This is a genomic window from Methylobacterium sp. 88A (assembly GCF_000376345.1).
Lineage (GTDB): Bacteria > Pseudomonadota > Alphaproteobacteria > Rhizobiales > Beijerinckiaceae > Methylobacterium > Methylobacterium bullatum.
Genome location: NZ_AQVT01000001.1, coordinates 752,891 through 766,517, shown reverse-complemented (window position 1 = coordinate 766,517; position 13,627 = coordinate 752,891). Strand labels below are relative to the sequence as shown.

Here is a 13,627-nt window from a genome sequence, read left to right as displayed (position 1 = left end):
CCTTGTCCCACCGGGCCGGGGGATCGCCCCTCGCTTCTTCCGTCCCACGGGCGTATCCCGAGGCTCATCCGACACCGATTCCAGACCTGCGACGGAGCACGCGTCTCCTTGACCGACTACATCCGCAAGATCCTCACCGCCCGCGTCTACGACGTCGCCATCGAGAGCCCGCTCGATCCCATGCCGCGCATGTCCGCGCGCCTGGGGCGCCCGGTCCTGCTCAAGCGCGAGGACCTGCAGCCGGTCTTCTCGTTCAAGCTGCGCGGCGCCTACAACAAGATGTCGGGTCTCTCGTCCGAGGTGCTGGCGCGCGGGGTCGTCTGCGCCTCGGCCGGAAACCATGCCCAGGGCGTTGCTCTCGCCGCGGCTCGGCTCACCGTGCGTGCCGTCATCGTGATGCCGCGCACGACCCCCGTCATCAAGGTCGATGCCTGCCGCGCGCGCGGGGCCGAGGTCGTGCTGTTCGGCGATACGTTCGACGAGGCGCTCGGCCATGCCCGCCAGTTGGAAGGCGAGCAGGGGCTCACCTTCCTCCACCCGTTCGACGATCCCGATGTGATCGCCGGCCAGGGCACCATCGGCATGGAGATCCTCACCCAGCATTCCGGGCCGATCGAGGCGATCTTCGTCCCGGTCGGCGGCGGCGGTCTCGCCGCCGGCATCGCCACCTTCGTGAAATACCTGCGGCCCGAGACCAAGGTCATCGGCGTCGAGCCGGACGATGCCGCCTGCATGGCGGCGGCCCTGGCCGCCGACGAGCGTGTCGTGCTGCCGACTGTGGGATTGTTCGCCGACGGCGTCGCCGTGCGCCAGGCCGGCGAGGAGACCTTCCGCCTCTGCCGCGAGCATCTCGACGGGGTCATCACCGTGGATACCGACGCCATGTGCGCGGCGGTCAAGGACATCTTCGACGATACCCGCGCGGTCTCCGAGCCCTCCGGCGCGCTGGCTCTGGCCGGTGCGAAGGTCTACGCGGCGCGCGAGGGCGGCTCGGCCGGGACGCTGGTGGCGATCTCGTCGGGAGCCAACCTCAACTTCGATCGTCTGCGCCACATCGCCGAGCGTGCCGAGATCGGCGAGCAGCGCGAGGCGCTCCTCGGCGTTACGATCCCCGAGCGCGCGGGCGCCTATCGCGCGTTCATCCGCCATCTCGGCCCGCGTGCGATCACCGAGTTCAACTACCGCTACGCGCCCTCCGCCGAGGCGCAGATCTTCGTGGGCATCAACCTGCCCGGCGGGATCCCGGAAAAGCGCGACCTCATCGCCGGCCTTCGGGCCGACGGCTACAGCGTGGTCGATCTCAGCGACAACGAGATGGCCAAGGTTCACATCCGCTACATGGTCGGCGGCCGTTCGGCCGAACTCGCCGACGAGCGCATCTACCGGTTCCAGTTTCCGGAGCGGCCGGGCGCCCTCCTGCGATTCCTCGACGGCCTCGCGGACGGGTTCAACATCACCCTGTTCCACTACCGTAACCACGGAGCCGATTACGGCCGGGTGCTCGCCGGGATCAGCGTGCCCGCCGAAGAGCGCCAGCGTTTCGACGCCGCCCTGGACGCTCTCGGATACCCATGCGTCGATGAGACGGACAATCTCGCGTACCGCCTGTTCCTGGCGACAGGAGAGGTCGCCCGGCCGGAAATCGCTGCCTCCGAGGCCGCTTCCGCCCATTGAGCATTGTCGGTGATGCTCGTCCCGGCCTTCCCTCATGGAGGCCGGGCAATGCCGAAACAGCATTTTTCGAGCATGAAAAGTACGCAGCCCCGCCCCCGAGGAACGTTTTCTAAATTTGTCATAGGATAATTTGCACCCCAGTTTCTCGGGGGCTTCCGTTCGTATGTCTATCGTCAGCAGTCTCAATGTCCGCCTGCCCGTCATCATCGTAGGGTTGGCGATGGTCAGCACCGCCGTCATGGGCAGCCTGAGCTGGTACTCAGCCAAGTCCGGCTTGATCTCCGCCGTGCAGGAACGACTGGAATTCGCCGCCACGGCCCGCAAGACCGGCCTGGAACTGATCGCCGATCGGGCTCGCGGCGATCTGGCGGCCACCGCCGGCAACAATCAGGTTTCGAGCAATGTCGGCGATCTGGTCGAGTCCCTCGATCCGGCGAAGGCCGATTATGCCGGCCTCGTGCAGGCCTTCACCAGCCCGACGACCGCGCAGGAACGCATGGCGGTCGAGGGCACCGGCACCATGTATGGCCGTCGCCACGCCAAGGTGCAGGAAGTGGCCCGCAAGCTCGTGGAGCGTCCCGGCTATGCCGACCTTCTCTTCGTCGATGAGGAAGGGCGCATCGTCTACACCACCACGAAGGGCGCGGATTTCACCCACAACCTGTCGGAGCCGGAGCTTCAGAAGACCGGTCTCGCCACACTCATCGAGCGCCTGAAGGCCGCCGAGCCCGATACGGTCCTGACCCAGGATTTCGCCGCCTATCCCGCCGATTCCGGTCCCTCCGCCTTCCTGGGCCGTGGCATCTACCGTCGCGCCAACGTCGCCATGGGAACCGGCCAGGCCGCCTCGCGGATCGGATTCCTCGTGCTGCGCGTGACGCCCGCCCTCTTCGACGCCTCGCTGTCCGAACGGAACGGCCTGGGCGATACGGGACAGGTCATGGCAGTCGGTTCCGATGGGCTACTGCGCGGTAATCCGCCCCTGAACTCCGCCGTGAAGGCGGGCATGCCCGTCTCGACGACGGGCCTTGATGCCGAGAACCTGAAATCCGGCAAGCCCTTCGTCTACGGCAGCGGCGACAAAGCTCGCCTGGCCGCCACCGCCTCGATCTCGATGCTGGGTTCGCCCTGGACGATCGTCGCCGAGCAGGCCCAGAGCGAGGCGCTGCATTCCGTGAGCAGCCTGACGAAATCGCTGCTCATGTCGGCTATCGCGGTTCTCGCAGCCACCGCCCTTATCGGCCTGCTCTTCGCCCGCAGCATCGTCCGGCCCCTCGGTGCCCTGGCTCGTGCCCTCCAGGCCTTGGCCCGCCGCGAGATCCTCGAAGAGGTTCCCGGCAGCCGTCGTGCCGACGAGATTGGCGACATCGCCCGCGCCGTCGTCACCATCCGCGACATTTCGCTGGAAGATGCGGCTCAGCAGCTTCGCACCACCGAGGCCTCCCGCATGCGCGCGGAGATCGAGCGCCGCGCCCTGCTCAACGAACTCGCCGACAATTTCGAGCGCTCCGTCGGCCGCATCGTCGATGGCGTGTCGTCCGCCTCGGCGAGCCTGCACGATGCGTCGAACAGCATGACCACAACGGTGGACGGCACGGTCAGCCGTTCGACGTCTGTCGCCGCCACCGCCCACCAGACCGCCGGCAACGTCAACGCGGTGGCCGCCGCCGCCGAGGAGCTCGGCGCGACGGTGCAGGAGATCGGACGTCAGGTCGAGCAGGCCGCCGACATGTCCCGCTCCGCCGTCGAGGAAGCGAGCCGTACCGCGGACACCATGCGCACGCTGTCGGTCGCCGCGACGCGCATCGGTGACGTGGTCGGCATGGTCCAGCAGATCGCATCGCAGACGAACCTGCTGGCCCTCAACGCGACCATCGAAGCCGCGCGTGCGGGCGAAGCAGGACGCGGGTTCGCCGTCGTGGCGGCCGAGGTGAAGAGCCTCGCCGAGCAGACCTCCCGCGCCACGGCCGAAATCCACCAGCAGGTGGAGGCGATCCAGGGCGCGACCAACGGCGCGTCGGGCGCGATCCAGGGCATCGTTTCGCGGATCGAGAGCATGAGCATGGTCACCAGCAGCATCGCCGCGGCCGTGGAGGAGCAGAGCCTCACGACGCAGGAGATCGTCCGCAACATGGGGCAGGCTTCGGCCGGTACCGGCGCCATGACCACGGATATCGAGGAGGTCGCCCGCTCGGCGGCCGAGGCCGGCACCTCCGCCGGCCGGGTCCTGACGGCCTCGGAAGATCTGTCGACCCAGTCCGACAGCCTGCGTTCGGAAGTCGGTCAATTCCTCGCGACGGTGCGGGCCGCCTGACCCGTCATGGGCCTCCCGCGTCGCCCGAGGGTTGACGCGGGAGGCCCGGCACGTCCAAAGCCGGCGCCATTCCTGGAGGCCAGCCGATGCCGCCGTTGCTCGCCCTGCCCTTTCCCGCCATCGATCCGGTGGCGGTGGCGATCGGCCCGATCACGATCAAGTGGTACGCCCTGTCCTACATCGCCGGCCTCGTCGGCGGTTGGTTCTATGCCCGCCGGCTGGTGGCGGCGGACCGGTTCTGGGGTGTCGTGCGGCGGCCGAGCCTCAACGATATCGACGACCTCATCGTCTGGGTCGCCCTCGGCGTCGTCCTCGGCGGCCGCATCGGCTACGTCTTGTTCTACAATTTGCCGCTCTATCTCGACGATCCCCTCGAGATCCTGGCGATCCGCAACGGCGGCATGTCCTTCCACGGCGGCTTTCTCGGTGCCGTCCTGGCCATGGTGCTGTTCGCCCGCTCGCGAAAACTGTCTCCCTATACCCTTCTCGATCTCGCCGCCGTCGTCGTTCCCATCGGCCTGTTCTTCGGTCGCATCGCCAATTTCGTGAACGGCGAGCTGTGGGGGCGGATCGCCCCGGATTTCGCCTACGCGGTGGTGTTTCCCTCGGGCGGCCCGCTGGCGCGGCACCCGAGCCAGCTCTACGAGGCGGCCACGGAGGGGGCTCTCCTGTTCGTGGTGATGGCCATCGCCGTCCGCGCCTTCGGCTTCCGCAAGCCGGGCCTCCTCGGCGGACTCTTCGTCCTCGGCTACGCGCTCGCTCGCACGTTCTGCGAGTTTTTTCGTGAACCCGACCGGCAGCTTGGATACCTCTTCGGTACCGGGGACTGGCGCTATGGCGGCATCACCATGGGGATGCTGCTCTGCGTGCCGATGGCCTTGATCGGCATCGCCTATATCGTCCTCGCCGCCCGCGGCGTGACGCAGCCGCGCCCTGAACAGGCGGAGACCGTACGGGCCGACGCAGCGTGACCACGCCGCTCTTCGCCGAGATCCGCGACGAGATCGTCGAGACCGGCCCCATCGGCATCGCCCGTTACATGGCGCTCTGCCTCGGACATCCGGTCCACGGCTATTACCGCAGCCGCGATCCCCTCGGCGCCCGTGGCGATTTCGTCACCGCGCCCGAGATCAGCCAGATGTTCGGCGAGCTGATCGGTATCTGGATCGCCCTGACATGGGCTGCCATGGGCGGACCGAGCCACCTCGTCCTGGCGGAACTCGGACCCGGTCGCGGCACGCTGATGGCCGACGCCCTGCGGGCCTTGAACCGCGCGGCACCAGATTGGAAGCCCGCCATTCACCTCGTCGAGACCAGCCCCGTTCTTCGGGCGGCGCAGGCGTCCCGCCTCGCCGTCGTTTCACCCAAGTGGCACAATAGCATAGAGACCCTGCCCGATGGGCCGATGATCGTCATCGCCAACGAGTTCTTCGACGCCCTCCCCGTTCACCAGTTCCTGAGGACGCAGCGCGGCTGGTGCGAACGCCTCGTCGGACTCTCTCCGGATGGCGGCCGCCTCGCCTTCGGTCTCGCGGCGGAGCCCGACCGGGAAATCGCGGTCCAGGCGCCGGTCGGGGCGCTGATGACCGTTCCGGGACCGGCCCTCGACATCGTGCGGAGCTTGAGCCGCCGGATCGTCACTCAGGGCGGCGCGCTCCTGGCCATCGATTACGGCCATGTCCGGTCTGGATTCGGCGACACGCTCCAGGCGGTATCCGCCCATCGCTTCACCGATCCGCTGCTGGCTCCCGGCGAGGCGGATCTGACGACCCATGTCGATTTCGCCGCCCTCGGGAGGGCCGCGATCGGCGAGGGAGCCCGAGTCGATGGTCCCTTGGACCAGCGGGGGTTCCTCCTGAACCTGGGCCTGCGTGAGCGCGCGGATCGCCTGAAGGGCGTGGCGAGCCAAGCACAGGCCGAAGCGGTCGACGCCGCCTTCCGTCGCCTGACGGCGTCGCAGAAAAGAGGAATGGGCAGCCTGTTCCAGGCCATCGGGATCGCTGATCCAAGACTGGCCGCTCTCAGCGGTTTCGCCTCGGCCTAGGACCGCGGTCTTCATGGAGTAGCCGCCGGGATCGAGGCGCCGAACAGGGCGCTCGGGTAGATCGCGCGCCCTGTCCCATAAGGCTGTTCAAGGTACGCAGTCGATCGGCGGGAGGTCGAGGTGATCATCGCGCCTAACCGTCCCGCTCGAACGGCTTCGCTCTATCGCGCCGAACCTCCTCCGGCCCGTATTGCCGAACGCTCGCGATGGCATTTGTCCGACAGGGAATTTGCCGTGATGACGCCTGACGCATAAGAACATTCGCCACGAGTCTCCGTGTGGCGACGAAGCGAGGGCCAAGCGCATGAAGGTTGTCGATCTCGACCGGGAGACGATCAAGCGGGGACTCGAGGATCGCTCGATCCTGCTCATCGACGTGCGGGAGCCTCACGAATACGCGGCCGGGCACATTCCGGGTTCCGTCACCCACCCCCTGTCGACCTTCGACACGCGCGCCCTGTCGGCGCTGATCGCCGAGGACGGTCGTCGCCCGGTCTTCTCCTGCGCGGCCGGTGTCCGTTCGGTCCACGCCCTGGCCGCCGCTCAATCGGCCGGGATTCCGGTGGAGGAGCATTATGTCGGTGGGTTCAAGGACTGGTACCTGGCCGGGGGAACGGTCGAATCCTGAACATTCCACGTCTCAATCCCATAGCTCCACGGGCTATGTGCGGCAGCGCACGACATCACGGGAACGGTGCCTTTAGCTCGCAGGGCGCAGGGAAAAGCAACATGATCAAGCGTCCGCTCTCCGGATGGTCGTCCGCGATCCTCCTGTCCGCCGTATTTCTGGCCTTCGCCTCTCCGGTTTCCGCCCAGGCCCCCGGTGGTCCGCCTCCGAAGGTGACCACGGCCAAGCCGGTGGTGCGCGAGATCGTCGAGACCGATGTCTATACGGGCCGGTTCGATCCCGTTGAGATCGTCGATGTCCGGGCGCGGGTCACGGGCTATCTCGAGAAGGTCAATTTCGTGGACGGCGCCACGGTGAAGAAGGGCGACCTGCTCTTCGTGATCGACCGTCGCCCCTACAAGGCCGCCCTCGATCAGGCCAAGGCCGCCCTCACCTCCGCCCAGGCCGGACTGACCTTTTCCCAGACCGACCTCGAACGCGCTCAGACGCTGAGCCGTTCCGGCAACATCTCCGAGCAGGTGACGGACCAGCGCCGGCAGGCGTCGCAGACGGCTCAGGCCAATGTCGACAGCGCCGATGCGCAGTTGCGCCAGGCACAGCTCAATTACGACTTCACCGAAGTCCGCGCGCCGATCTCGGGCCGTATCAGCCAGCGCCTCGTCACCGAGGGCAACATCGTCATCACCGATCAGACCCAGCTGACCACGATCGTCTCCCTCGACCCGATCTACTTCGGTTTCACGGTGGATGAGCGCTCCTTTCTGAAATATCAGGGCAGCCTCGGCATCGGCATGGGGCAGACCCAGAAGGGCAAGGGCGTTCCGATCCTGATCGCCCTGACCAACGAGACCAAGCCGACCCGCAAGGGCACCCTCGACTTCGTGGACAACCGCGTCGACAACGCCACCGGTACGGTGCTGCTGCGCGCCACCGTCGAGAACCCGGACGGCTTCATCAAGCCGGGCTTGTTCGGCATCGTCTCGCTGCCGGCGACGAAGCCCTTCCAGGGTATCCTCCTGCCCGACGAGGCCATCTCCGCGAACCAGGACAAGCGCATCGTCTACATCGTCGCCGACGATGGCTCGGTGAGCACCCGCGACGTGAAGCTCGGGCCGAAGGTCGATGGTTACCGCGTGATCCGCGAAGGACTGAAGGGTGACGAGAACGTCGTCGTCAACGGCCTGTCCCGCGTCCGCCCGGGCGCCAAAGTGACGGCAGAGGCGAGCACGCTGCCGCCGAGCCGCAGCTGACGCGCAACCCATTCTAGACCGGACCCGCCGGTTTCCGCCTTCCGTTTCAGGGGCGTGACATCCGGTGGGTTCGTGACGGCGAACGAAGAAACATTCCCGCAAAGGTGGCCCAGGGCGCCTTTGTGGCGAGAGGTTTGACCGATGCGCTTTGCCCACTTCTTCGTCGATCGGCCGATCTTCGCGTCGGTGACGTCGATCATCTTCCTGATCCTCGGCTACGTCTCCTACGAGTCGCTGCCCGTCGCCCAATATCCGGAGATCGTTCCGCCGACCGTCGTCGTGCGCGCCTCCTATCCGGGCGCCAATGCCGAGACGGTGGCGGCAACGATCGCGACGCCGATCGAGCAGGAGGTGAACGGCGTCGACAACATGCTCTACATGACGTCGTTGTCGACCAACGACGGCAACATGCAGCTGACCGTCACCTTCAAGGTCGGCACCAACCTCGATATCGCCAACGTGCTGGTGCAGAATCGTCTTTCGGTGGCGCAGCCGCGCCTGCCGCCGGACGTGCGCAACCTCGGCGTCACCGTCCGCAAGTCGTCGCCCGACCTGATGATGGTCGTGCACCTGCTGTCCCCGGACAACACCTACGACCAGAACTACCTCTCGAACTACATCTACCTGCGTATCCGCGACGAGCTGCTGCGCCTCGATGGCGTCGGCGACATCACGGTGTTCGGCGGCAGCGAATACGCGCTCCGTATCTGGCTCGATCCGAACAAGCTGTCCGCCTACGGACTCTCGACCACCGACGTGATCTCGGCCCTCCAGGAGCAGAACGTCCAGGTCGCCTCGGGCGCCCTCGGCGCGCCGCCTGCGCCGAAGGACAATGCCTTCCAGCTCGTCGTCCAGTCGCAGGGTCGCTTCCAGACCCCGGAAGAGTTCACCGAGGTCATCGTCAAGGCCAGCGACGGCCGCCTCGTGCGCGTGAAGGACATTGCCCGCACCGAAATGGGCCAGAAGGACTACACCACGCAGTCCTTCCTGAACGGGACCCCCGCCGTCGGCGTCGGCGTGTTCCAGCGTCCGGGCACCAACGCCCTCGAAGCCGCCACGCAGGTGCGGGCGACGATGGAGACGATCAAGAAAAGCTTCCCGCCGGGGGTCCAGTACAGGATCGCCTACAACCCCACCGAGTTCATCGAGGAATCGGTCCACGAGGTCTATAAGACCCTGTTCGAAGCCGTGGCCCTCGTGGTCATCGTGGTCATCGTCTTCCTGCAGAGCTGGCGCACGGCGCTGATCCCGGTGATCGCGATCCCGGTCTCGCTGATCGGCACCTTCGCGGCCATGCAGGCCTTCGGCTTCTCCATCAACAATCTCACCCTGTTCGGGCTCGTCCTCGCCATCGGCATCGTCGTCGACGACGCGATCGTGGTGGTGGAGAATGTCGAGCGGAACATGGCCGAGGGGCTCTCTCCCGGAGACGCCGCGCACAAGACCATGGACGAGGTGGGCGGCGCAGTGCTCGCCATCGCCCTCGTCCTGTCGGCGGTGTTCATCCCCACCGCCTTCATCCCCGGCATTTCGGGGCAGTTCTACAAGCAGTTCGCGCTCACCATCGCGGCCTCGACCATCATCTCGATGTTCAACTCGCTGACGCTGTCACCGGCGCTCTGCAAGCTGCTGCTCAAGCCCCACCACGAACACGCCAAGCCTAAGTTCTTCCTGACCCGGTTCGTCGCCTGGCTCGCCGACTTGTTCAATCGGGGCTTCGACAAGCTGTCGCATGGCTACGCCGCCACGATCCAATTCCTGACCGGCCGCACGATCGGCCTGCTCGGCATGATGGTGGTCTATGCCGCGATCATCGCCGGCACGCTGCATGTGGCCACGACGACGCCCACGGGCTTCATCCCGCAGCAGGACCAGGGTTACCTCATCGGCGTCGTCCAGCTGCCGGCGGGCTCGGCCCTGGAGCGCACCACCGCCGTGGTGAGGCGGGCCGCCGACATGGCCTTGAAGGTCGACGGCGTCAGCGATGCCGTCATCATCTCGGGCTTCGACGGGGCGACCTTCACCAACACCACCAACGGTGCCGTGATGTTCCTGGTCCTGAAGGGGGCAAAGGAGCGCGCGACGACGGGCAGAACGGCGGCTGCGATCACCGGCGATGTGTTCAAGGCCACCGCCTCGATTCAGGAGGCCCGCGTCCTGTTCATCCCACCACCACCGGTCCGCGGTCTCGGCACCGGCGGTGGCTTCAAGATGCAGATCGAGAACCGCCAGAGCTCCGCCATCGCTCCGCTGCTGGCCGCCACGAACGAGATCCTCGGTCAGGCGAACCAGAGCAGCGACGTCCAGCGGGTGTTCACGACCTTCGGCAACGACACGCCTCAGCTCTTCATCGACATCGATCGCACGATGGCGCGGATGCTGAACGTGCCGCTGGCTTCGGTCTTCGCCACCCTGCAGACCAATCTCGGCGGCGCCTACATCAACGACTTCAACACGTTCGGCCGCATCTACCAGGTGCGCGCGCAGGCCGATGCCGCCTTCCGCCTGGAGAAGCGCGATATCGAACAGCTCAAGGTCCGTTCCTCCACCGGCGCTCTGGTGCCCATGGGGACACTGGCCTCGATCCGCGAGATCAGCGGGCCGCAGATCGTGCAGCGGTTCAACCTGTTCTATTCGGTGCCGATCCAGGGCGATGCCAAGCCCGGCGTGTCGACCGGCCAGGCGCTCGCGGCGATGGAGAAGATCGCCCAGTCCCTGCCGGAGGGCTACGCCTACGATTGGACCGAGATCGCCTTCCAGCAGAAGGCGACGGGCAACACTGCGATCTACGTCTTCGGTCTCGGCGTGCTCCTCGTCTTCCTGGTGCTGGCGGCGCAGTACGAATCCTGGGCGCTGCCGCTGGCGATCATCCTCGTCGTCCCGACGGGCGTGCTCTCGGCCCTGGGCGCGGTCCAGTTCAGGGGGCAGGACAACAACATCCTGACCCAGATCGGACTGATCGTGCTCATCGGTCTGGCGGCGAAGAACGCGATCCTGATCGTGGAGTTCGCTCACCAGCTCGAAGAGACGGAGAGGAAGGGGCCGGTCGCCGCCGCTGTGGAAGCCTGTCGCCTTCGCCTGCGCCCCATCCTGATGACGGCCTTCGCCTTCATCCTCGGTACGGTGCCCCTCGTCATCGCCACCGGTCCCGGCGCGGAGATGCGTCAGGCTCTGGGCACCGCGGTCTGTTTCGGCATGATCGGCGCGACCTTCTTCGGCCTGTTCCTGACCCCGGTCTTCTACGTGGCGATCCGCAACATCCTAATCTGGTTCGCCAAGAAGCGCGGCAAGGATCCGCATGGCGGCACACCCGACAAGCACGATCCCCACGCGACGCCGACGCACGCGTGACGACGACAGGCTCCGGCGCGAGATGTCCGCGCCGGAGCCACGGAAAAGGGGTTGCACATGGGGGACCGTGAAGCTAAGACCCCTCAGCCCTTCACGGGGCGTCGAGGCGTAGCGCGGCCCGGTCAGCGCATCGGTCTCAGGACCGGTAACCGGAGCGGCATCCTACGTGATCGACGAGTTCAGAGCGGTTCTTGACGGAGTATAGCGCAGCCCGGTAGCGCACCTGTCTGGGGGACAGGGGGTCGCAGGTTCAAGTCCTGCTACTCCGACCATTAAAACGCGGTGACATCGGCATATCAGCAGATGTCCTCCGCTCTGACGTTCAAGGCCGGGGCGCGCTGTCCCCGGCCTTTTTCTTTTTTACGGGCTGACCTCGGTGCAGTCGGAGACCGTACGGCTCCGAGGCGTGTGTCAGGCCGCCGTCCTGCTGAAGGTCGCGCCGATGGTCTCGTCGCTCCGCCAGACGACGCGGCAGACCTCGATGCCTTCGATACACGCCGAATGCAGGATGAAGGTGTCGGGGACCAGGGCTGTTTCCGGAAGGATGAGCCGAACGCCGGAGGCGGAGATATCGTAGACGATGCAGGGAAGCGTCGTGTGTTCGTCTATGGCGATGAGGCCGGCCTCGTCCTTACGCCGCCGCTCATCGATCCGACGTTCATTCATGACCACCTCGCATCTTCCGTTATCCCGAGAATGGTCAGGGGTCTGCGAAAGAACCGGGAGTGAGATCCGTCAAATGCAACGGATCGGGCTTCGAATCGGCATATCCGCGGCTTCAGAAGAAGATCGGCCGCGCTGCCGCGTGATGTTCCGCCAGGATCGAATCCGTGGCCGGATCGATCTCCATGAGCACCGCGTCGTAGCCCCAGAGATCGGCCAGATGCTGCAGGACGTGGCGGGCATCCTCCGCCTGAAGCGTGATCCGGTTCAGCGCCTTGTGGTGGACGATGAGGCGGCGATCGCCTTCCAGATCGACGTCGACCACCTCGATATCGGGATCGAGCCAGGCGACGTCGTACTGCCTCGCGAATGAGCGGCGCAGCTTCCGATAGCCGCGCTCGTCATGGATCGCCTCTACGCGCAATTCAGCCTCGTCGGGATTGTCCACCACGTGGAAGAGCCGCATGTCGCGCATGAGCTTGGGGCTGAGGAACTGGGCGATGAAGCTCTCGTCGCGGTAGTTCGCCCAGATGTCGCGCAGGGTCGCCATGGCGTCGCCCGTGCCGGCGATCTCCGGGAACCACGCGCGATCCTCCTGCGTCGGCTGCTCCACGATGCGGGCGATGTCCTGCATCATGGCGAAGCCGATGGCATAGGGATTGTGCCCGCCATAGCCGCGCTCGTTGTAGTTCGGCTGGCGAACGACATTGGTGTGCGACTGCAGGAATTCGAGATAGGCCGCCTCGCCGATCAGCCCCTTCTCCGAGAGCGAGTTCATGATCCGGTAGTGGCAATAGGTGGCGCAGCCTTCGTTCATCACCTTGGTCTGGCGCTGGGGATAGAAATACTGCGCCACGAGGCGGACGATCCGCAGGATCTCGCGCTGCCACGGACGCAGGCGCGGGGCTGCCTTTTCGAGGAAGTAGAGCAGGTTCTCCTGGGGCAGTTCGAGCAGGGCCTTGCGCCGCTCCAGGGCGGCGTCCGGCCGGAGTCCCGCACTCTTCTGCGGCAGGGTGCGCCACAGGTCGTTGTAGATCTGCTCGCCATGCTCGGCCCGCTCGCGTTCGCGCCGCTGCTCCGAGGCGAGGTCCGGCCGCTTCTTGCGCGGATAGCGGTGGACGCCCTGGCTCATCAGGGCGTGGGCGGCGTCGAGCACCTGCTCCACCGCCTGATGACCGTAGCGTTCCTCGCAGCGGGTGATGAAACCCTTGGCGAAATCGAGGTAATCGAGGATGCCCTCGGCATCGGTCCATTGCTTGAACAGGTAGTTGTTCTTGAAGAAATGGTTGTGACCGAAGGCGGCGTGCGCGATCACCAGGGTCTGCATCGTCGCCGTGTTCTCCTCCATGATGTAGGAGATGCACGGATCCGAGTTGATGACGATCTCGTAGGCGAGGCCCATCATGCCGCGGCGATAGCCGGCCTCGTGCTGCGCGAAGTGCTTGCCGAACGACCAGTGCTTGTAGAACAGCGGCATGCCGATGGAGGCATAGGCGTCGAGCATCTGCTCCGCCGTGATGATCTCGATCTGGTTCGGATACCAAGACAGGCCGAGCTCCTCGCCGGCGATCTTTTCGCAGGCATCGTGGATGCGGCGGATCGTGTCGAAATCCCAGTCGTTGCCGGAAAACAGAGGTGTCTGGCCGCCCGACATCGTCGGCGATGCGGGGAAATGGAGGTTCGTGACCATCGTCGTCCTTCTC

At 66.0% G+C, this 13,627-nt stretch carries 9 protein-coding genes and 1 tRNA gene; 8 read left to right on the top strand and 2 right to left on the bottom strand.

The genetic code is table 11. From position 1 onward, the window contains the following. Positions 1 to 108 precede the first annotated feature (108 nt). From ilvA to A3OM_RS0103480, 8 genes are all read left to right on the top strand, one after another. The gene (ilvA, locus tag A3OM_RS0103515; protein ID WP_018042339.1) at positions 109 to 1,674 is read left to right on the top strand and encodes a threonine ammonia-lyase, biosynthetic; all 1,566 of its coding nucleotides are present in this window, start codon (positions 109 to 111) and stop codon (positions 1,672 to 1,674) included. 163 nt (positions 1,675 to 1,837) lie between these two features. Beyond that, positions 1,838 to 3,988 (top strand): methyl-accepting chemotaxis protein, encoded by a 2,151-nt coding sequence (locus tag A3OM_RS0103510; RefSeq protein WP_026175677.1) that lies wholly within the window; start codon positions 1,838 to 1,840, stop codon positions 3,986 to 3,988. Between the two features lie 86 nt (positions 3,989 to 4,074). Continuing rightward, positions 4,075 to 4,959 (top strand): prolipoprotein diacylglyceryl transferase, encoded by an 885-nt coding sequence (gene lgt / locus A3OM_RS0103505; RefSeq protein ID WP_018042337.1) that lies wholly within the window; start codon positions 4,075 to 4,077, stop codon positions 4,957 to 4,959. Then, positions 4,956 to 6,032, top strand: a complete 1,077-nt coding sequence (locus tag A3OM_RS0103500) for an SAM-dependent methyltransferase (RefSeq protein WP_018042336.1) — start codon at positions 4,956 to 4,958, stop codon at positions 6,030 to 6,032. The genes lgt and A3OM_RS0103500 overlap by 4 nt, the downstream gene beginning before the upstream one ends. A gap of 304 nt (positions 6,033 to 6,336) precedes the next feature. Further along, on the top strand, positions 6,337 to 6,660 hold the full coding sequence (locus A3OM_RS0103495) for a rhodanese-like domain-containing protein (protein WP_018042335.1): 324 nt from the start codon (positions 6,337 to 6,339) through the stop codon (positions 6,658 to 6,660). Between the two features lie 101 nt (positions 6,661 to 6,761). Next, positions 6,762 to 7,910 carry an efflux RND transporter periplasmic adaptor subunit gene (locus A3OM_RS0103490; RefSeq protein WP_018042334.1) on the top strand — a complete coding sequence of 383 codons (1,149 nt, stop codon included), beginning with the start codon at positions 6,762 to 6,764 and terminating at the stop codon, positions 7,908 to 7,910. Positions 7,911 to 8,051: 141 nt separating this feature from the next. After that, positions 8,052 to 11,261: a multidrug efflux RND transporter permease subunit gene (locus tag A3OM_RS0103485; RefSeq protein ID WP_018042333.1), complete on the top strand. Its 3,210-nt coding sequence runs from the start codon at positions 8,052 to 8,054 to the stop codon at positions 11,259 to 11,261. Positions 11,262 to 11,456: 195 nt separating this feature from the next. Then, positions 11,457 to 11,533 (top strand) — tRNA-Pro (locus A3OM_RS0103480). A gap of 139 nt (positions 11,534 to 11,672) precedes the next feature. Here A3OM_RS0103480 and A3OM_RS0103475 read toward each other — a convergent pair. Then, complete coding sequence (locus A3OM_RS0103475) at positions 11,673 to 11,927, bottom strand: PilZ domain-containing protein (RefSeq protein ID WP_018042332.1); 255 nt, start codon at positions 11,925 to 11,927, stop codon at positions 11,673 to 11,675. Positions 11,928 to 12,039: 112 nt separating this feature from the next. Continuing rightward, positions 12,040 to 13,614: a SpoVR family protein gene (locus A3OM_RS0103470; protein WP_018042331.1), complete on the bottom strand. Its 1,575-nt coding sequence runs from the start codon at positions 13,612 to 13,614 to the stop codon at positions 12,040 to 12,042. Between the last annotated feature and the right edge of the window lie 13 nt (positions 13,615 to 13,627).

What these genes read in the sequence shown, in the direction of transcription:
- A3OM_RS0103510 (WP_026175677.1), top strand. Translation starts at nt 1,838, where the DNA reads ATGTCTATCGTCAGCAGTCTCAATGTCCGCCTGCCCGTCATCATCGTA.
- lgt (WP_018042337.1), top strand. Translation starts at nt 4,075, where the DNA reads ATGCCGCCGTTGCTCGCCCTGCCCTTTCCCGCCATCGATCCGGTGGCG.
- A3OM_RS0103495 (WP_018042335.1), top strand. Translation starts at nt 6,337, where the DNA reads ATGAAGGTTGTCGATCTCGACCGGGAGACGATCAAGCGGGGACTCGAG.
- A3OM_RS0103490 (WP_018042334.1), top strand. Translation starts at nt 6,762, where the DNA reads ATGATCAAGCGTCCGCTCTCCGGATGGTCGTCCGCGATCCTCCTGTCC.
- A3OM_RS0103485 (WP_018042333.1), top strand. Translation starts at nt 8,052, where the DNA reads ATGCGCTTTGCCCACTTCTTCGTCGATCGGCCGATCTTCGCGTCGGTG.
- A3OM_RS0103475 (WP_018042332.1), bottom strand. Translation starts at nt 11,927, where the DNA reads ATGAATGAACGTCGGATCGATGAGCGGCGGCGTAAGGACGAGGCCGGC.
- A3OM_RS0103470 (WP_018042331.1), bottom strand. Translation starts at nt 13,614, where the DNA reads ATGGTCACGAACCTCCATTTCCCCGCATCGCCGACGATGTCGGGCGGC.